Source organism: Lysinibacillus macroides (assembly GCF_001281525.1).
In the GTDB taxonomy this organism is placed as follows: domain Bacteria; phylum Bacillota; class Bacilli; order Bacillales_A; family Planococcaceae; genus Lysinibacillus; species Lysinibacillus macroides.
In genome coordinates this window covers 688990-709960 of record NZ_LGCI01000010.1, presented here as the reverse complement: position 1 = coordinate 709960, position 20971 = coordinate 688990, and the positions used below count along the sequence as shown (strand labels likewise).

Genomic DNA, 20971 nt, shown 5'->3' with positions numbered 1-20971 from the left:
TAGCGAAAGAAGGAGAAGAGAATGCAAAGAAAATTATCTAAAATACTGCTAGTAGCGCTTGCACTTTTTGTTATGGGCGCCACTGATCCATTTCATGTATCTGCCGCTTCATTAGAGACAACAGGTGCTGTAAAAAATGAATATACATATGAGGAAGCTGTTTTCCTATCAGGGAAGCCTGTCATTTTTAAAGGTACTAGTAAGGAACTTAAAATTTCTGAAAAGGAATCAAAGGGGAAATTAACGGAAACTTACAATATGAAGTTAACAGGTAGTAATGGGGCGACATTAACTCGAAATATTGCTTACGAGTCCGATGTTGTGGATTATGCAGTGCTTGGTCAAAAAACATCGAATGGCGAAGTAAAAAAATATACAGAAAAAATTACGATTGATGGTGTTACGTATACATTAGTGGATTATCAATTCTCTCAAGGAACGGTAACAGATAATCGCGCAGCCTCTGATTATTACTCAGGAAATGTTATTTCGAGAAAGACCTATACCTATGAAACAGGAAGAGGAAGAGATGCTGCACAACATACGGTGACGATCGAAACAGATAGTCGTCATGCAGGCTACGAAAATTTTTGGGGTGCTACAGAAACACAAATTACAGAATCTGTTTACTCCTATAGTGATGGTAAGACAAGCCATGTTAAAAATCGCTTATCCACAAGTAAATCTCGTGTCTTAAATTACGAGGAAAATCTCGGTAGTTTAGGGAGCTTTGAAGGTGGATATGCAGTTATCAGTGACAAGGATGTTATTTCCGAATACACATATGATTTGGCTTCAGGGCAAAAAGGAACGCTTGATTTAGATACAGAATATCTGCCAAAGATTGAACGTCTTATTATCCCGAAATTCCGTGATTTAAATAATCATTATGCAAAGGACGCCATTGAAAAGCTTTATTCATTAGGTATTTACGAGGACGCTAGTAACTTCTTCTCACCGAATACACCAATGAAACGTGTTGATTTTACAGTGGCAATTGGGAAAGCGGTTGATTTACGTGTGGTCATAGAAGAGACAAAGAAATCTAAAAAAGCACCAGCTACAAGTGTCTTTAAAGATTTAAAGCGTTCGATGAAAGATTATGGCTATATTGAATCAGCTTTGAACAAAGGTGTAATTAAAGGTGTATCAGCTGATTACTTTATGCCTGATGCTGCCATTACAAGAGCACAGGCTGCTACGATTTTTGTACGTGCTTTAGGGCTTGAAAATCGAGCGCCAGAGCCAGGCTATTTAACGAAGTTTGTAGATGATGCTCAAATTCCAAACTATGCGAGAGACGGTATTTATATCGCAAATGAGCTTGGTTTAATGATTGGTGATGCTACTGGTCGCTTTAATCCAAGTAAACCGCTAACGCGTGCTGAGGCGTCAGCTGTTCTCGAGCGATTCTTAAAATATTTAGAAGATGATTTAAAACAAAACTATCGTGATGACATATTATTCTTTAACTAAGGAAAGGGCTGAACTGAATGGTATATGTGAAAAAAGCATTGCTCTCTTTATTGTGCTTGCTGCTCATTTTAACAGTTGCAACACCTACTGTTACGCAAGCAGCGACAACGATTAGAGATGTGCCGACAAGCAGTACGAATTATAAGGCAATTTCATGGGCAGTTGATAATGATTTAATGTCCTTAAATAGTGCTAATAACTTTTTACCAGATGAACAAGTAACAGATCGTGAGCTTGTTCTTATATTTGCAAAGCTAGATCGAAATTATGCATTGTCTTATCTCGATAGCGTTGCTTATAATTTTTATAGTGATTTTTATTTACCATTTAACGGTATATATGTAAATGCTAATCGTACAAAAGCTGTAACACGTGGTCAATTTGCCCGCATTTATGCTGCCTTTAAAGGATTAGATTTAGACGAACCACAGGCAGTCCAATATTTATATACGAATGATTTATCGATAAATCCTACAAAGACATTTGCTAGTTTTAACCCATCTACAGCATTAACACGCAGTGATGTGGCAATGTTTTTATATCGAGCTGTGCAAAATGGCTCCTTTGCTTTACAAGGGCTAAAGCAAAGTGTTGCTGGTCGTGATAATGCTAGCATTACATTGCCACCTGGTTTTATGGGTTCAAGCAGTACTGATTTTGAAGAGCCAAAGAATAATAACAATGATTTTACAGGACCAGAATATGTTAATAATGCCTTACAAAGTATTGTTGTTGAAAAACCTGATTTAATTGCGAACGATGTTGATTCAACACTGATTACGGTTTCTTTAAAAGCTTGTAATGGTGATCCAATTGCAGATGATAAATCCTATACATTCCGTGTTACATCATCTTATGGGGCAAAAATTGTGGATACTTCAGGGGAAGCTGTTCGAAATGTACAATCGGATGGTTCAACAGTTTCAGCTATTGTCATTGCACCAGCTTTAACAAAATCTGTGCGTGATACAATTTCTTTTGAGCTAGTAAATAATACAGAGCCTGCGTTGAAATGTCTTGTTGGCGAGAAACTAAATGCAGAAGTTCGTTATTCACCACAACCAGAATTACGTATTGATTATCAAGTATATGATCCTGCTAATACGGACGATGATAATGGCAGTGTGACACCTCCGTATACGCCGTACGAAGATTTACCAGAGTTCTTTACGGAAAATGTAATTGATGTCTATGGGCCTGTGCCATTAGATCCTGATGAGGATGAAAAGCGATTTAGCATTGGACAGCAAACAAATGTGACAGATGCTTTAGGGAATGTTCAAAATATGTATTTACGTTATGGTGGATCAGATCCGAAATATCCAGCATTAGGGTATGAGAATGCCATTTTGCAATTTGAAAACTATGATATTTCTGTGTATTTATTTGAAAAAATCTTGAATCATCGGATAGAAGAATCTGTTACAACACCTGCAAAAACAGAAATCATGTATATGATTTCTGAGGATGGTCGTCCAATTTATCGTATTCAAGGAATCGATGATGCGATTGCGTCACAGGTTGAAAATATTAACCCTGTTGGTTCCATTATTCAGCTAATGAGTCCAAATTATATGCCCGAGGAAAAGGATTTAACATTAGAGCACTATGATAGTGTAATGAAAATTTACGCTATCCTAACAAATTTAAGTAATTATGATCGTACAGTGTTATTAAAATATCAAGGAGGGAAATTACTTGGTCAAGTAGAAGCCTATAAAAAGCGGGTAGATGCGCTGAAGGAAAGTGCGGAGGCTGCATCGAGACCGTCTGGTAAAGATCGTTATACAAAAGTCATGGTGACATTAGTGCGTCCAGGTGGAGAGCCTGTTACGGATTATCAGGGGACAGTTAAAATTAAATATGATGGTGTGGAGAAAACAGCATCGTTTATCACGAATACATCTGACCCATTAAATCATACAGGTAATCCAGGTACGGCTGTAGCATATTTTGACTCTGTGATTTATGGAAAATCTAAGGTAGAGGCTGTACTTGTCAATCCAATAGACCCTCGCTATACAACGATATTGAAGGATTTAAAGGATAAAAAAGTAACGGAGGAAATATTTACAAATCCATACTTTAGTAAAAATTCTTGTTCATTAACAACAGAAGTGGCTTATGTAGTGGATTACTCTTCCTCTATGAAAGCGGCTGATCCAGCGAACTATCGTGGAAAGAAAATGATTGAATTTATTAATCAGTTAAAGGCTAAACATAATATTGTAGTCGAAACCAATACAACAGCTACTTTGCTTGGAGAAGGTACAACAGAAGATGTATTGAAAAAAGATCTTTATCAAGCATCTAAAGAAAAAGGTGCGACTGATATTTTGTCAGGTATCGACATAGCGCTGACGAAATTCTCTAATGACACGAGAACGTCCAAGGCTATTGTTGTTGTTTCTGATGGGAAGACAAGTAAATCAAAAATGACAAAGGTTATCAATGAAGCGAAAAAGCAAAATGTGAAAATTTACACAGTAAGTATGGGGAAAAAATCGCAAGTCAATGAGGCTACATTAATGCAATTAGCAACAGCAACAGAGGGCGCTTACTTCCATGCGCTTGATAACTTACAATTGCACCAAGTGTTCCAAAAGTTAGTGGACGCGATTTTATGTAAAACACCATCATCAAGTTGTATTAACCCTGAAGATTTATTTGAAGAAGCTGTCGTGTCATTGCGTAAAGGCTATATTACAATGAGTGCGCGCGTTGATGAAAATTGCGCAAATGTTGATAAAATGAATGTACGCTTTAAATCAGTTAGTGGGGATGTACAATTTGATCTGCAAAAACGTAGTGATCGTGTTTATATGTTAACGAAAACTGTTCAAACGATGCAGGACTTTAAAGTCAATAATGAAATAGAGTTTGTAGCATATGATAAAGATGGCAATATAATTGCTCTAAAAACAGTAACAATTACAAATTAATTGAGAAAAACTGCCTCCTTGAATGGAAGGCACTGAAAAAGTCGATTTGCCACAAAAAATGTGATGCAAATCGACTTTTTTTAAGTTTTCAAATCTAATAAAAGGCAGATTACTAATATAAAAGAATGAATTTTTTAGTTTTTCAGTGCCCTCCTTGAATGGGGCAGTAAAAAGAGTGTGTGAGTAGCAAAGAGTGGGAGGATTTTCATAAAGGTGACAATAAACAAAGGCATCGTTGGCTTGGGATACGTCGAAATTTTTGAAAAAATTTTTCATTTGAAACAAGATGTATAATTTGCTACACTTAGTTTATAATAATTCTAATGTAGATAATAAAGAATAGTTCTTCATGACATGTTCACAAATTGTAGATGAACTCTTGTCGAACTGTGTTATAATGAGATTTATGAATTAGAACGTGTGAGGTGTTATTCATGCATACCATTGTAGTAGGCTTGAATTATAAAACAGCGCCTGTTGAAATACGTGAGAAGTTATCATTCATTGAGAGTGAACTGCCACAAGCAATGGAAGCGCTGCAAAAGCAAAAAAGTATATTAGAGAACGTAATTGTTTCGACATGTAATCGTACAGAAATATATGCTGTTGTGGATCAATTGCATACTGGACGTCATTTTGTGAAACAATTTTTGGCCAACTGGTTTGATTTACCTGTGGAGACATTTTCTTCGTATTTAACAATTCGTGAAGAAGATGAGGCAATTGAACATTTATTTAAAGTGACAGCTGGAATCGATTCAATGGTTCTAGGGGAAACACAAATTTTAGGGCAAGTAAAAAAAAGTTTTTTAAATGGACAAGAGATTGGCACAACAGGGACGGTATACAATCAGCTATTTAAACAAGCTGTAACATTTGCAAAGCGTGCACATAATGAAACAGCTATTGGCGAGAATGCGGTATCCGTTTCCTATGCAGCAGTAGAATTAGCAAAGAAAATTTTTGGCTCATTGCAACGCAAGCATGTAGCGATTTTAGGTGCAGGGAAAATGGGGGAACTTGCGATTGAGAACCTTTATGGTAGTGGTGTAGGGAAAGTTACTGTCATTAACCGTACATTTGAAAAAGCAGAAAGCTTAGCGGCTAAATTCCATGGTGAAGCTAAATCTATGAAGGAATTGCAATGCTCTTTGTTAGAAGCAGATATTTTAATTACCTCTACAGGTGCTACAGATTATGTCATTGATTATGAGCTGATGCAATTTGTAGAACGCTTACGTAAAGGCAGACCATTATTTATGGTGGATATTGCTGTTCCGCGTGATATTGATCCACGTGTAGGCGACCTAGCAAATGTTTTCTTATATGATATCGATGATTTGCAAGGAATTGTTGAAGCAAATTTAGCGGAGCGTGAACGTGCTGCTGCTGATATTACAGAGATGATTGGCAAAGAAGTGATACAATTTAAAGATTGGATAGCTACTCTTGGTGTTGTGCCAGTGATCTCAGCTTTACGTAAAAAAGCAAGTCGTATTCAAGAAGAGACGATGATGAGTATTGAAAATAAAATGCCAGATTTAACGGAACGTGAACGTAAAATTTTAAGTAAACACACAAAATCAATTATTAACCAATTGTTAAAAGAGCCAATCCTCCAAGCGAAGGAAATGGCCAATGCACCAAAAGCAAATGAACAGTTACGTTTATTCCAGCAAATTTTTGGTATAGAAGCTGCTGTGGAAGCTGAAGTTCAAGAGATGACAAAGCAAGAGCTTGAGCGTAAAGAACGACGCTCGCAAGCAACTCAAGCCTCTGCTGAACCAAAGTATTCTTTCTAATATGTGTAAATAGAGGTTGCTTTACGTGGATATTTTGCGCGATTAAATTCTCTACTGATATTACATGAGGCGTTTTCGTATCTGTATGGTAAACTAAAGATACGAAAACGTTTTTTACTGTCTAAACTATTGTAGCTTCACAATTTCACAATAAAGAAGGGATGTCTATTGGCTGATTTGACCATGACGAGGCTTTATGAAGTGATGATCGTCCTGTATGCGATCAGTCTAGTTTTTTACTTTACTGATTACTTTTATAAACAAGTGCGAGCAAGGCGTATCGCTTTTTGGCTTGTTTCATTCGTATGGATGATTCAAAGCGCCATTATTATTTTAACGTCTGTGGAAACAAAGCGTTTTCCGATTTTATCTTTATCCGAGGGAATTCTCTTTTATTCCTGGCTACTTGTAACGTTATCCATTATCCTGCATTGTATTGCAAGAGTGGATTTACCAGTGTTTATTATTAATATACTAGGCTTTTTATTTGCTAGTATTTTTACATTTATGCCTAAGCGTCCTACAGGAGCTGTCGGAGAGACACTTATTTCGGAACTGCTTTTTATTCATATATCATTTGCGATCCTATCGTATGCAGCATTTACATTAACATTTGTTTTTGCTATTTTGTATCTTATTTTGTATCGTTTGCTGAAAAAGAAAAAGTGGTCACATTTATGGACAAGACTGCCGTCCTTACAGCAGACGAGTAGCTGGATGAATATTTCGTTTTTCATTGGGATTCCGATGTTATTTATAAGTTTAATATTAGGGTTTGAATGGGCACTATTAACATTAGAGAGTCTTTCGATTTTCGATGCGAAGATCATAGGGTCTTTCATTATCTTAATGTTGTATTGCTTTATCTTATATGTGAATCGTAAAAACAAGCTAACAGGCACGACGTATGCGTGGGTACATATTTACGCTTATTTATTAGTCGTTACGAATTTCTTCCTTGGAAGCAGTTTATCGCGATTCCATTTATGGTATTAAAAGAAAGGTTGGAGACTGTTGAGAAAAATTATTGTAGGTTCTAGGAGAAGTAAGTTAGCATTAACACAAACAAATTGGTTTATTAATGAATTAAAGGCAGCGGGTGCCCCATTTGAATTTGAAGTGAAAGAAATTGTCACAAAAGGCGATCAAATTTTAGATGTACAGCTATCGAAAGTAGGCGGAAAAGGGCTGTTTGTGAAAGAAATTGAACAAGCACTTTATAATAAAGAAATTGATTTTGCTGTTCACTCTATGAAAGATATGCCTGCTGTCTTGCCAGATGGGTTAGTGATTGGCTGTATTCCTCCACGTGAAGATCCACGTGATGCATTTATTTCGAATGGTCATGTGAAATTTGCTGATTTACCTGCTGGTGCGGTTGTAGGAACAAGCTCATTACGTCGTAGTGCACAGCTATTAACGGTGCGTCCTGACCTTGAAGTTAAATGGATTCGCGGAAATGTTGATACACGTTTAGCGAAGCTTAAAACAGAAGAATATGATGCGATTATTTTAGCTGCAGCAGGGTTAAAACGACTTGGCTGGAGTGAGGATGTCGTGACTGAGTTTTTACCTGTAGAAGATTGTTTACCAGCAGTAGCACAAGGCTCTCTTGGCATTGAGTGCCGTGCCGATGATGTGGAACTATTAGCTGAATTAGAAAAATTAACAGATGCAGCAACATGGCAAGAGGCACAGGCAGAACGTGCATTTTTAGCAGCGATGGATGGTGGCTGTCAAGTGCCAATCGCTGGTTATGCTACTACAAATAATGATGAAATTACACTTACTGGTCTTGTGGCTGCTCCAGATGCCTCTGTTATGTACAAGGAAACAGTGATGGGGACAGATGCGCAAAAGGTCGGAGAGGAGCTTGCTGCTATTTTAACTGAGCAAGGTGCTTTCGACTTAATTCAACGTGTAAAGGCAGAGCAAAATGCACAGTAATTTACCGTTAAAGGGTAAAACCATACTTTTAACAGGTACAGCGAAGACCGCAACAATTGTAGAGGATATAGCAGTGTTAGGCGGTTATGCAGTGATTGCTCCATTGATTGAAACTTGCGAGCGCATAAATAGCAATGATGCTGATTATATCAGGCTTGCGCGACAAATGGATTGGTTGATTTTTACGAGTCAAAATGCTGTGGATGCCTTTGCTAGTAAGATGCAGCAACATCAAGTAAGTGTGCAAGATTTTCAAGGGAACATTGCTTCTATTGGAACGAAAACAACCACAGCATTAGAACAGCTAGGGTTTCAAGTAAGCTTTATGCCCTCCATATTTAGTGCTGATATTTTCGTCAAAGAATTTCCAAGTATAGCAGGTCATCAGCCAAGATGTTTGTTTATTCGAGGGGAAAAGGCGAAAAGTACGCTGAAGGATGGTCTGCCCTTTGAATTAAAGGAGTGGACAGTTTATGAAACGGTGGAACGACATGATCAAACATCGATCATTGTCCATTGCATTCAGCAACATCAGGATGTCACTGTGATTTTTGCTAGTCCTTCAGCTGTTGATGTATACGCCGTGGATGTAGTGCCACATGTTGGCTGGCAAGCAACTCGTATTGCAGCTATCGGTCATATTACGGAGGCAGCTCTTCAACAATACGGGGCAACTGTGGATATTATGCCAAGCGTATATACAATGCAAGCAGTCATCGAAGAAATTATGAAAGTAGGGGACAATTCATGACAAAACTACAATTTCAAAGACATCGTCGTTTGCGTGCCAATGCAACGATGCGAGCAATGGTAAAGGAAACATATTTACATAAAGAGGACTTGATTTATCCAATTTTTGTGATTGAAGGCGACGATATTAAAAATGAAGTACAGTCAATGCCTGGCGTTTTTCAATTTTCATTGGATAAACTAGAAGCAGAGATTGATGAGGTTGTAGCTTTAGGTATTCCAGCGGTTATTTTATTTGGCTTACCTGCTGAAAAAGATGCGGTGGGAACTGGTGCATTTCATGATCATGGCATTGTTCAAGAAGCCACTCGTCTTATCAAGGCACGTCATCCTGAGTTATTAGTCATTGCGGATACATGTCTATGTGAATTTACAGATCATGGACATTGCGGCTTAATTGAGGGCGATCAAATTTTAAATGATCCTTCATTGGATGTTTTAGCCCGTACAGCGATATCACAAGCAAAGGCTGGCGCAGATATTATTGCCCCATCTAATATGATGGATGGCTTTGTGACAGCAATCCGTGCTGGCCTAGATGAAGCGGGCTTTGAACATATTCCTATTATGTCTTATGCAGTCAAATATGCTTCTAGTTACTATGGTCCATTCCGAGATGCTGCGGATGGCGCACCGCAATTCGGTGATCGTAAATCCTATCAAATGGACCCATCGAACCGTTTAGAAGCATTTCGTGAGGCAGAGTCAGATATTGAAGAGGGTGCAGATTTCTTAATTGTCAAGCCTGCCCTTAGCTATTTAGATATTATTCGGGATATGAAAAATAACTACCCATTACCGCTTGTTGCGTATAATGTTTCAGGTGAATATGCAATGATTAAAGCGGCTGCTATAAATGGTTGGATTGAAGAGAAAAAAGTTGTGCTTGAAACATTATTAGGCATGAAACGCGCAGGCTCTGATTTAATCATTACGTATCATGCAAAAGATGTTGCACGTTGGTTGGAGGAGAAATAAATGACGCGATCTTACGAAAAATCAAAACAAGCCTATGCTGAAGCTGTGCAGTTAATGCCAGGTGGTGTTAACAGTCCAGTACGTGCATTCAAATCAGTCAATATGGACCCGATTTTTATGGAATCTGGTCATGGTGCGATTATTAAAGATATTGATGGCAATGAATATATTGATTATGTATTGTCTTGGGGTCCACTGATTTTAGGACATACACATCCAGAGGTAGTGAAAGCCATTGCTGACACAGCTGCGAAGGGTTCTTCCTTCGGTGCTCCAAGCTATACAGAAAATCGTTTAGCTCAATTAGTATTAGAGCGTTTACCAGGTATGGAAATGATTCGTTTTGTTTCTTCAGGAACAGAGGCTACGATGTCTGCATTACGTGTAGCTCGTGGGGTTACAGGGCGTGATAAGATTTTAAAGTTCGAAGGGTCTTATCATGGTCATGGTGACTCATTATTAATTAAAGCAGGTTCTGGTGTTGCCACATTAGGTCTACCTGATAGTCCTGGTGTACCTGCAGATATTGCTCGCAATACGTTGACAGTTGCCTACAATGATTTAGAAGGGGCAAAAGTGATTTTCGAAAAATTTGGCGCAGAGCTAGCAGCAGTCATTGTGGAGCCAGTTGCAGGAAATATGGGTGTTGTACCACCGCAGCCAGGTTTCCTAGAAGGCTTACGTGCCCTTACATCTGAGCATGCTGCATTATTAATCTTTGACGAAGTCATGACAGGCTTCCGCGTAGATTATGGCTGTGCACAACAGTATTTTGGCGTAACACCTGATATAACAACGTTAGGAAAAGTAATTGGTGGCGGTCTTCCTGTAGGGGCGTTTGCCGGAACAAAAGAAATTATGGAGCAGGTCGCACCAGCAGGCCCTATTTATCAAGCTGGCACATTATCAGGTAATCCATTAGCAATGACAGCAGGCTATGAAACGTTATCACGCTTAGATCATAGCACATATGACTACTTTAAAAAGCTAGGCGACCAGCTAGAAACAGGTTTCCGTGAAGCGGCAACGAAATATAATATCCCACATACGGTTAATCGTGCAGGCTCAATGATTGGCTTCTTCTTTACAAATGAGGATGTTGTTGATTTTGCATCAGCTAAAACAGCAGATTTACAATTATTCGCGGAATACTTCCGTTTGATGGCAGAGGAAGGTATATTCCTACCTCCATCTCAATTTGAAGGTTTATTTATTTCAACAGCCCATACAGAGGAGCATATTGCGAAAACAGTAGAGGCTTTCCATAAGGTATTTGCACAATTAGCGAGATAAAAGGATAGGAAAGTATGTTCTTTTAGTGAAGTAATATATTTCACAATGAACATGTAAACTAATTATCACTTCCTATCAGTCGGTCAAAAGAAAAATGGAGGATTGTGCAAAAAGGTTTTTACTTTTTGTACAACCTTCTTTCTAACAATAAGAATAATAAACTTGTCCCTGCTATGACCACAATAAACAGTCACCCATCCTTTAATAATAAAAAAAGCCACCTAAGATGAGGTGACTTAATTAAGCTATATTATTTCCTATTCTTCAAGAAAGTAAAATCCCATAGTATATTCAAAAGTATGCCCATTCCAATCAGCAAATTTATAATTCTGCCATTCATAATTTGAACGTGTAACTAGGTCCATTCTGAGATTGGGATATCTGTACCAACTATCGTGAAAGCTACCCTGTATTTTTTTATTCGGGTATACATATTCCATTACAGCGTATATTTCCTTTTGAAAATTCTTTAATATGGATATTGTCTCCATTAATTTATTCTCATCTATATAGAGATCTTTCGTGTCACCACGTTGATATCTGTCAATCGTGTATAAGAAACTTCGTACATAATCTCCATATTTAGTATAGACTGTATACATATCCAATGAACCATCAAAATACATTAAATGATAGGAAAGATTTAAGCTTCCCATAGGAGTAGTGATACTACTATAGTATTGTGTTAAAAAGTTTTCAACTTCAGCTAAACTAGCACCTTGCTGTAGAGGGTAAGTTTTATCTCCAATACTATCCGAAAATTGTGTACTATCTGGTTTATACTCAATGTTGTTCTCAAATTGCGTATTATTATGTTCAATGTTATTGTCAACTTTTTCATTTTCTAATAATGTATGATCGTTTTTCCCTTCTCCTTGCCACTTCGCTTTAAATTGCTTCAAAAAGCCATTTTCCATCATATAAAATTCTATTTCTTCAATTTTTACATCTTTATCAAAAAGCCACTGGTAATAGCCATCTCTTGTTTCACCTGGATAAATATAGCCGTTTGATTCAAAATGATGGCTATATCCAGACATATTTACTTCATCCTCATACAGAGCATTATTCAATTTAAACTGTAAACCACCAGGTTGTTGTAATGGCTTTGTAGATTTATTTGTGACAGAAAGATAAACTTTAAATCCCTTATTTATGCGGTGTACATATTCTATATCCTTAACTGTCACCTCGATTTGTTCATCTGCAAACGTTTCCCCTAGACTTAAAATAGGCTGTTCTTTTTTCTCTGTTTTTGGTGATTTAGGCTTTTGGGTTTCCTTATTACTTGACTGTTCTGTCATTATATATGAATCTTCTGTAACTATGTTTAAGTCTTCTGTAATTGTTATCCTTTGACTTATTGGATCCCATTGAACATTTGCCCCTAATGATTCACTAATAAATCTTAAAGGTACAAGTGTTTGTCCGCTATGGGCTTGGGCTGGAACTGATAATGTTACTGTATTGCCATTGATCTTTGCATTTGTCGACCCTATTTTTAGTGCTATACTTACATTCCCTTTTGAAGCATAAACAGTTTTATTTTCTCGATTCCATGTGACTTCTGCGCCAAGTTCCTCAAAAATTCCCCTTAACGGTACAAGTGTAACACCATGTTCAATGAGTGCTTGATGACTAAACCATTGTTTCTCATCGTTTATGTAAATTGATATACCTGAGGATGCATTAACACTGTTATTTCCTGATCCGATTAATAAACAAAACAACAATAGAATGATAATTCTTAATTTTCCCAATTGATTCCCTCCTAGTAAAATAGTAATATGTTATTATTTTACTAGAAATATATTGCTTTGTAATTAAAATATGCCTGAAAAAAATGAAAAAAGCGTATTATTTTTTAAATAATGGAATGCTGCCTTTTATATGTTGTGAAACAATGAACTTTGCGTTCGGTTTTAGAATAAATAAGAAAGGATTGGATTTATATGAAGGAGGAAGTGGCTTGAAAAGAGATATGGTAAAAGTGATAGCCATTTTTGGCGTAGGCACACTTGCAATTTTATCGGTTTCTTTTTTCTTTCATTATTTTCTATAAATAAACAAGAAAGAGCTGGGCAAAAATTTTTTCTGCCTAGCCCTTATTCTAGCCTGTTAAATGATTAAATAAGTTGTAAGAGTGAAGAAACCTTTGAGCTATTTAATGCCCGGATAGTGGCAATAATAGTATCAGCTTGCTCTGTGGCTGAAGTGAGCTTGTTCTCTAATTCTACTGTTGTTAATGGATTAGAAGGGGCTCCCTTTGGATTGATTCCTCTTGCAGATAATTGTGTGCCATTTTTTAAGCGAATATCTATTTGTGTATACTTCGATACGGCTTCAAGGTCATTTGAGCGTCTTACTTTTTTCATATATTGTTGCACTGTGTCATCAATCGGCTCTGGTAGGAAAGAAGCTAGATGTAAAGGTCTGTTTGCTAAAATTAATGACACGATATATTCAATGCTAAAACGACCTTCTTCCCCCGTTTTGGGTTCGCGAATAACAAGTGCTGCATCGCTATAATGAGAGAAGGTAATATGAATGTCTTCAATTTCCTCGACAGCAAGTGGGCCAATCTGTTGTGCTGCATCAATGCCAAAATAAGACCCCGAGCAGCAAGGATAAAGCTTAAACCATAATCCTGGTGACGAAATGCGCCAAGTTGCAGATGTTACATCCAGCAATAATGCCTCTGCTTTTTTCGGCGTATTTTCACCATAGAGCGATAAAAAGCCAATGTATCCCTCTAGGCTATTGTCATTGACATGCATGCCGACTTGTGCAAAACGAATTGCTTCAATCGCATGCTTGGCAGCAATACCTGCATGTAAAGGTTTTGTTTCTGTACCAAAATGAATTCGCATTCCGCTCGCCATAGTTGTGGCAAAGCCGATTGTACGACATGTGTCATGCACTGTTAAGCCGATTAAATAAGCGCCTGCAATAGCTGCACCAACAATGCCAATCGTTGAGGTATTATGCCAGCCTTTTTCATAGTGAACATTGGAGAGGGAAAGGGCAAGCTTGGCCATCGCCTCTACACCAATGGCATAGGCTTGGATAAAGCGTATACCTGTTGTATCTTCATCACATAAAGCAAATAATGTCGGTAGTAAAACAGCACTTGGATGCCCTCGTAATTCATGATGTACATCATCAAAGTCTAGTGCATGTGCCATAAAGCCGTTAATTAAAGCAGCCTGCTCTGGTGTTGTATAAATCGGGTGTCCAATGACCTTGCTTGTCCCTCCACAGGCGAGCTGTAATAATTTATGTACGCCTGCATCCTCTTTGCCACAGTTTGTAACAGCGACAAAATCAATGAGTCCACGCTTCGCATCTTCAATTGCCGCAATATCTAAAGGCTTTAAAAATAGTTGATGAACAAAGCGCCTTGTAATATGGTTTACTGCCATTGATCTAACACGCTCACCGCAAGATTTGCAAAATAAGTGGCAGCCACAGGTATCGCATCTTCATTTAAACGATATTGTGGATGATGCCAGCCGAACGGTCCATCTACACCTACCCATACAAAATAGCCGGGAATACGCTCTTGATAAAAGGCGAAATCTTCACCAGCAGGCACCATATCAGCTTCAACTGCTTGATGACCACTGATGCGAGCAGCCTCCTGTAATACTTCTGTAAAACGTGCATCGTTATAGACAGTTGGTAAATAAGGGAACCATCTGAAATCAGCTTTTGCGCCATAGCTTGCAGCGATGCCTTCTGCCAATGCTTTCATACGCTGTGGAATAGTAGCGCGTGACGTGGCTTGGAATGTACGTACAGTACCCTCTAGCTCCGCTTTTTCTGGAATCACATTCCATGTATTGCCTGCTTGTAATTTTGTTACAGATAAAACGGAATTATCGAAGGAAGAGATATTACGGCTAACAATGGATTGGAATGCGGTAACAATTTGACTGCTGATGACGATAGGGTCTACCGTGCTTTCAGGAATACCTGCATGTCCGCCAGTACCGATAATGTCTAATTCAAAACGGTCAACACTTGCCATTAATGGGCCTGCTTTAATACCAATTGTACCAACTGGTAAATCAGGCTTATTATGCATGCCAAAAATGGCTTCTACATCTTCTAATACGCCCGCCTTTGCTACATACTCTGCGCCTTGTGCAGTTTCCTCAGAAGGCTGGAAAATAAAGCGCACAGTGCCTTTTAATAAATGGCGCTGCTGTTGTAATAAAATGGCTGTTCCTAAAATAGAGGACGTATGAAAATCATGACCACAGGCATGCATTACTCCTGCATTTTTTGAACGAAATGGCTCATCTGTTTGTTCTTCAATTGGCAGTGCGTCAATATCTGCACGAATCGCAATCGTTGGCCCTTGCTGCTCGCCACGCACTTCTGCAATTACGCCAACGCTAAGCGGATACGTTAAAATCGTGATATCGTGTTGCTGTAACCAATTACTAATGCGTTTTGTTGTTTCAAATTCTTGCATGGAGAGTTCAGGGTACGCATGTAATTCGCGTCGATAGGCAATTAACTGTTGCTGTAAAGCATCTGTTATCGTAATAGATGTCATAAAATGGTATCCTCACTTTCTGAAGTAATTTGTCGAATAAACTTTTTCGTGCGCTCCTGCTGTGCATTTGCAAAAAATTCCTTGGCAGGTCCTTGCTCCACGATATGACCATCCGCCATAAAAATAATATGGTCGGCGACTTCTCGTGCAAAATCCATCTCATGTGTCACAATAATCATTGTTATCTTTTGCTCTGCTAATTTTTTGATGACATGTAATACTTCTTGCACTAGCTCTGGGTCAAGGGAAGAAGTGGGCTCATCAAATAAAATAACATGCGGCTTTTGTGCAAGCGCACGTGCAATACTCACACGCTGCTGTTGTCCACCAGACATTGTGACAGGGTAATTATCACGCTTTGCCTCTAAGCCGACCTCGCTTAAAAGCTGCATACCCATTTTATTGGCTTCCGCTTTCGGGGTCTTTTTCACCACAATTAATGATTCTGTGACATTTTCTAATGCTGTTTTATTTTTATATAAATTATAGTTTTGGAACACCATGGCTGTTTTGGAGCGTAGATGTTGAATATCTTTTTTCGTTGGTTTTGCGGCATCTAAACGTGCATTATCAATTTCGATGATGCCTTGTTGGGGCTGCTCTAAATAATTTAAGCAGCGGATCAGTGTCGATTTTCCAGAGCCAGAAGGACCGATAATTGCCAACACTTCGCCTTGCTTAATTTCAAAGCTAATGCCTTTTAAGACATCTAATGCACCAAAGCTTTTTACTAGATTTGTTACTTTTAACATCAATCGTCACCTCTAGGTTTTATATGGGCGATCCAAATATTTCTCGATCAGCTTTTGCACATAGGTATAGACAACGATAATTGCCCAATACACTAATGCTACGGTTAAATAGGCTTCAAAATAGCGGAAGGAGTTAGAGGCTTGCATTTTTGCCTCTGCGAAAATTTCGACTACACCAAGTGTAAAAGCAAGGGATGTTTCTTTAATTAAGCTAATAAACGTATTACCCGTACCTGGCAGTGCGTTGCGCAAAGCTTGGGGCAAAATAATACGACGATATGCTTGGAATTTTGACATACCTCCTGCAAGACAAGCTTCTAACTGTCCTTTTTCAACAGAAGCGAAGGCGGCACGGAAAATTTCAGCTAAAAAGGCAGCCTGCTTAAAGCCTAAACCGATAATAGCGGCCGTGACAGCATCTAGCTTTGTAAAAACAGGGAACAGTTGCGGTAAACCATAGTAAATTAAAAATAGTTGGACGAGCATGGGAATTGCTCGGAAGAAAGAAATATAGACATTCGCTGCGTAAATTAAAATTTTGAAGTTTGTTTTATATACCAGTGCTAAAGCTAAACCAATAGCTACGGCAATAATCATTGCGATTATTGCCATAAATAATGTGATTGGAATGTACTTTAAAATGGCAGGGAGAACTTCAATCATATAAGAAAAATCTAAGTTCATATCCATCTGACGCCTTTCTGTACAAAATAATGATTATTCTACTTTAACAGTGATATCTTCGCCACCGTAATATTTTTCAGATAGCTTTTTTAATGTACCATCTTCACGTAATTTTTGAATTTCTGCATTAATGGCTGCAATCAATTCCTCATTATCAGCTGTTTTGCGGAATGGGAAGGCAACATCCTCATAGACAAATGGTTCGCCAACGAATTTTAATGGTAAATCACTTTTTTGAATTTCTGCCAATAAAGAAGCTTTAGCATTGACATAGCCATCTACACGTTTATTAATTGCTTCTAATTGTGCACCATCGCGATTTTCATATGTGCGAATCGTAATTTCTCCATTTTTATCGAAATTCTCTAAGTTTTTCACATTGTTTGAGCCAAGTACACCTGATACTGTTTTACCTTTTAAATCATCCAGTGTATTAATATCTGCATTATCTTTATGTGTAACAATCGTCACCCCTGCATAAGAATAAGCGTCAGAGAAAGCATATTTTTCTTTACGTTCATCTGTTACAGCAACAGCATTGGCAATTGTATCAATTTTATCAGCCTCTAATTGTCCCATAAGGCCACTAAAATCCGAGTTCACCCATTCTACAGAGTAGTCTAAGTTTTTGGCAATTGCTTCAATTACTTCAACATCAAAGCCCACTAATTTATCCCCATCTTTATAGCCGTTTGGATAAGATTGACCAGTTGAACCAACACGTAATACATTTTTTTCATCAGAAGAGCCTTTGTCTGCTCCTTCTTCCTTTGTGCCACCACATGCTGTTAATACAAGTGCGAATACAGCAATCAATGCTGTCAGTAAAATTTTCTTTTTCATCTGTTATGCCTCCAAAATGTTCTTTTTGTAATAGTTTGTAAGATGTCCCTTACCTAAATCTTTTTGACCAAATTTCACATAGCCCTTTTTTTCATACATACTACCAAGCCATGGATGAGAGTCGGCTGTGCCTAGTGTTACATAGGGTACTTTCAACTGCTCTTCCAATATGGTTGTTTCCAGCCATTGCAACAAGGCAGAGCCAATGCCTTGTTTTCCGCTATTTGGGAGGCTAGCAAACCAGCCAATATGTGGAACAGGGCAGGGACCGGGATTTGGTCCCCATGGCATACGAAGCGATACAGTGGATAGCACCGCCCCGTCGTCCTCTAAAAAATAGCAAAGATTATAGCTTAAATGTGATTGTACTTGCTGTAATGTGACGGTTGTTGCATCAAAATGTACACCATATTGTAAATTTTCCGCGTAAGAAGCATGGAGTAAATCGCGCAATATTTCTGCATCATCCAGTGTGGCTGCACGATAAGTATAGGTCATTAGCGATCCTCCTTTTTTATTTGTTCATAATGCGCTAAAACTTCCTCTACTTTCGCTGGTGCAAGCCCAGTATAAGAGGCATAATCAAAAATGCTTGCTAATTGCTCCACTGAGAAAGTGCCCGTAATTCGCTTATCCTTCGCTAATAGCTCTTTAAATGGCACATCGTTTTCGAGTGCTTCCATTGAAATTTCGTAGATGATATGGTGAGCGGTTTGCTTACCAAATTGGCTAGAAAGCTCAAACATTATCTTTTCAGATAAGAGTAAACCACCTAATTTATCTAGGTTTTTCAACATATTTTGCGGCTTGACCACTAAGCCTCGTAATGCAGCAATCGTGGAAGCTAATTGAGATGATAAATAAATTGTAATTTCAGGCAAGGCAATCCATTCTGCACGCCAGGACATTGCATCACGCTCATGTTCAACAATTAAGGAATGCTGCATAAGCGATACATTTTGCAAAATAGGGCGGGTTAAGCTCGCAATCCCCTCAAACATGGCAGGATTGCGTTTATGCGGCATTGTGGATGAACCGACATTTCCTTTAGAGAAAGGCTCCTCTACTTCATCAATTTCTGTGCGCATTAAGTTGTAAAATTCATTGGCTAATTTACCAAGCGAACCGCTAATGAGACCAAGTACACTTGCATATTCTGCCAAGCGATCGCGTGAGGAATGCCAACAAATTTCAGGTGCTTGAAGTGCCAATATTTCCATAGCACGTTGCTCAATAGCGATGCCTTGCTCTCCAAATGATGCGTATGTACCAACACCTCCACTAATATTGCCAACAAAAACGCGTTCTGTAATTTGTTGTAGTCGCTCAATATGGCGCAATATTTCGCTTAATACAACAGCCATTTTAAAGCCGAATGTTGTGGGTAAGCCCTGCATACCATGCGAACGACCTGCTATTAATGTAAGCTTATGTTCTTTGGCAAGTACGGCTAGGGCATCTGCTACTTGTAGTAGATCGCGCTGAATAATTTGGTGTGCTTCTTTAAGCTGTAAAATAGTACCTGTATCAACGATATCTTGTGTTGTAGCACCGTAGTGCACAAATTCACCATGTTCACCACTAATTTCTTGGATGGCATTAATGGTTGGCATCAGTGAGTGCTTGAGCTTGGCCATATTTGCAGCAAGCTGTTCGATATCGAAGTGTGCTTGGCTGGCCTGTTTCACAATTTCCTCCGCTGCTTCCACAGGGATCACACCAAGCTCACCTTCTGCCTGTGTCAAAGCAATTTCTACTTCTATATGCTTTTGCAGTCTATTTTCATCAGACCACACATTGCGCATTTCTTCTGTACCAAAATTATTTTTCAACATTATCATATCAATTACATGTGACGGCATGGTATTGTCTCCTTTTTAAAACCAACTATTTCACTAAACTTTATTATGAAACAAAGTATACTGGTTTACTTTGTTTTTTTCAAGCGGAAATTTATAATTTTAAAAGTTTTCTTTTAATTTTAAATAAATGATTTGTATAATTTTGAATAATGATAAATAATAGGAAAAGAATCTATTTGTGACAGAGTAAGTGAAAATAAAAACACTATTTATAGCGACGAAGAATGGCAGTTGAGTGGGTAGTAGCACACCTTTTTCACCGATAAAAAGGAAAAAATCTGTGTTTCTACTATTCTTTCAGTATGAGACATTATTTGTTTCTCGAGCATATTGCCAAAACGATGGCTACTTTCTATAAAGTGTTTGTACAATTAAGGCGATAAATGATGTAAGCCATACTGGAATTTCTCTGGCATGTTTTTTTAGTTTTCTTACCAGATTGATGGGGAACGGACTGTTTTTTGTCAAAATTATATCTTTCAGCATAGTCAAAATGTGGGCGAAATCGTTTATAATAAAGCTATTCATATATAGAAAGTAGTGGTTTGATATGGCAACTGGCACACATACAGTCGATGTACCTGTAGGAATTGAACATGTATGGGATTTCGTAAGCGATATGGAGAAATGGGCGAAGCTTGTCCCAGGCTATAACGCACATAAAATGATTGACGACAAACATTCTACATGGACTTTTAAAGGGAATGTGGGTGTTTTGAAAAAAACAGTAGAAGTAGAGATTACAATTTTAGAATGGGCGGCACCTTCGAAAGTAACATTTGAGCTCAAAGGACTTTCTGATAATTTCTCAGGGAATGGCTATTTTCTTGCGGAAAGCATTGATGCTGAAAACACGAAAATGACAGGCTTTTTAGAAGTAACAGCTGGCGGATTAGCAGGCCCAGTTTTAAATCCAATTTTCAAGCCTATCGTACCAAAGGCCACACAAATGCTAACAGATCGTGTAGCCAATAAGATTAAATTAGTAAATGTTTAATGAATGTAACTAACAATAAAAATGGCATGCTAGAAGATCACCTCTAGTATGCCGTTTTTTCGTAGTAACTTGTATATCAGT

The 20971-nt window shown here is 38.1% G+C and carries 17 protein-coding genes; 9 read left to right on the top strand and 8 right to left on the bottom strand.

Annotated features, from left to right (window positions below; genetic code table 11):
- Nucleotides 1–21 precede the first annotated feature (21 nt).
- The 8 genes from ADM90_RS18255 to hemL all read left to right on the top strand — a co-directional run bounded on the left by ADM90_RS18255 (nucleotide 22) and on the right by hemL (nucleotide 11188).
- A complete protein-coding gene (locus tag ADM90_RS18255) occupies nucleotides 22–1476 on the top strand; it encodes an S-layer homology domain-containing protein (protein WP_053996341.1) in 1455 nt (484 codons plus the stop codon).
- A 17-nt stretch (nucleotides 1477–1493) separates the two neighbouring features.
- On the top strand, nucleotides 1494–4418 hold the full coding sequence (locus tag ADM90_RS18250) for a VWA domain-containing protein (protein ID WP_053996340.1): 2925 nt from the start codon (nucleotides 1494–1496) through the stop codon (nucleotides 4416–4418).
- A gap of 434 nt (nucleotides 4419–4852) precedes the next feature.
- The gene (hemA, locus tag ADM90_RS18245) at nucleotides 4853–6220 is read left to right on the top strand and encodes a glutamyl-tRNA reductase (RefSeq protein WP_053996339.1); all 1368 of its coding nucleotides are present in this window, start codon (nucleotides 4853–4855) and stop codon (nucleotides 6218–6220) included.
- Nucleotides 6221–6388: 168 nt separating this feature from the next.
- Nucleotides 6389–7216 carry a cytochrome c biogenesis protein CcsA gene (gene ccsA, locus ADM90_RS18240; RefSeq protein ID WP_053996338.1) on the top strand — a complete coding sequence of 276 codons (828 nt, stop codon included), beginning with the start codon at nucleotides 6389–6391 and terminating at the stop codon, nucleotides 7214–7216.
- A gap of 18 nt (nucleotides 7217–7234) precedes the next feature.
- Nucleotides 7235–8167: a hydroxymethylbilane synthase gene (gene hemC / locus ADM90_RS18235; protein ID WP_053996337.1), complete on the top strand. Its 933-nt coding sequence runs from the start codon at nucleotides 7235–7237 to the stop codon at nucleotides 8165–8167.
- A complete protein-coding gene (locus ADM90_RS18230; protein ID WP_053996336.1) occupies nucleotides 8157–8918 on the top strand; it encodes a uroporphyrinogen-III synthase in 762 nt (253 codons plus the stop codon). Before hemC ends, ADM90_RS18230 begins: the two co-directional genes overlap by 11 nt.
- Entirely contained in the window at nucleotides 8915–9895 is a 981-nt protein-coding gene (gene hemB, locus ADM90_RS18225) for a porphobilinogen synthase (RefSeq protein ID WP_053996335.1), read from the top strand. Before ADM90_RS18230 ends, hemB begins: the two co-directional genes overlap by 4 nt.
- Nucleotides 9896–11188 (top strand): glutamate-1-semialdehyde 2,1-aminomutase, encoded by a 1293-nt coding sequence (gene hemL / locus ADM90_RS18220; RefSeq protein WP_053996334.1) that lies wholly within the window; start codon nucleotides 9896–9898, stop codon nucleotides 11186–11188.
- 257 nt (nucleotides 11189–11445) lie between these two features.
- Here hemL and ADM90_RS18215 read toward each other — a convergent pair whose 3' ends face one another.
- The 8 genes from ADM90_RS18215 to purB all read right to left on the bottom strand — a co-directional run bounded on the left by ADM90_RS18215 (nucleotide 11446) and on the right by purB (nucleotide 19893).
- Nucleotides 11446–12948, bottom strand: coding sequence for a copper amine oxidase N-terminal domain-containing protein (locus ADM90_RS18215; protein WP_053996333.1), 1503 nt, complete (start codon nucleotides 12946–12948; stop codon nucleotides 11446–11448).
- Nucleotides 12949–13314: 366 nt separating this feature from the next.
- Complete coding sequence (locus ADM90_RS18210) at nucleotides 13315–14610, bottom strand: MmgE/PrpD family protein (RefSeq protein ID WP_053996332.1); 1296 nt, start codon at nucleotides 14608–14610, stop codon at nucleotides 13315–13317.
- On the bottom strand, nucleotides 14601–15752 hold the full coding sequence (locus ADM90_RS18205) for an amidohydrolase (protein WP_053996331.1): 1152 nt from the start codon (nucleotides 15750–15752) through the stop codon (nucleotides 14601–14603). Before ADM90_RS18205 ends, ADM90_RS18210 begins: the two co-directional genes overlap by 10 nt.
- Nucleotides 15749–16504 (bottom strand): amino acid ABC transporter ATP-binding protein, encoded by a 756-nt coding sequence (locus ADM90_RS18200; protein WP_053996330.1) that lies wholly within the window; start codon nucleotides 16502–16504, stop codon nucleotides 15749–15751. The genes ADM90_RS18205 and ADM90_RS18200 overlap by 4 nt, the downstream gene beginning before the upstream one ends.
- A 12-nt stretch (nucleotides 16505–16516) precedes the next feature.
- The gene (locus ADM90_RS18195) at nucleotides 16517–17188 is read right to left on the bottom strand and encodes an amino acid ABC transporter permease (protein WP_053996727.1); all 672 of its coding nucleotides are present in this window, start codon (nucleotides 17186–17188) and stop codon (nucleotides 16517–16519) included.
- Between the two features lie 33 nt (nucleotides 17189–17221).
- Nucleotides 17222–18031 carry an amino acid ABC transporter substrate-binding protein gene (locus ADM90_RS18190; protein WP_053996329.1) on the bottom strand — a complete coding sequence of 270 codons (810 nt, stop codon included), beginning with the start codon at nucleotides 18029–18031 and terminating at the stop codon, nucleotides 17222–17224.
- A 3-nt stretch (nucleotides 18032–18034) separates the two neighbouring features.
- A complete protein-coding gene (locus tag ADM90_RS18185) occupies nucleotides 18035–18529 on the bottom strand; it encodes a GNAT family N-acetyltransferase (protein ID WP_053996328.1) in 495 nt (164 codons plus the stop codon).
- Nucleotides 18529–19893, bottom strand: coding sequence for an adenylosuccinate lyase (gene purB, locus ADM90_RS18180; protein WP_053996327.1), 1365 nt, complete (start codon nucleotides 19891–19893; stop codon nucleotides 18529–18531). The genes ADM90_RS18185 and purB overlap by 1 nt, the downstream gene beginning before the upstream one ends.
- Nucleotides 19894–20443: 550 nt before the next feature.
- Between purB and ADM90_RS18175 the strand changes: the two genes are divergently transcribed.
- Nucleotides 20444–20890, top strand: a complete 447-nt coding sequence (locus ADM90_RS18175) for a CoxG family protein (RefSeq protein ID WP_053996326.1) — start codon at nucleotides 20444–20446, stop codon at nucleotides 20888–20890.
- Nucleotides 20891–20971: the final 81 nt, after the last annotated feature.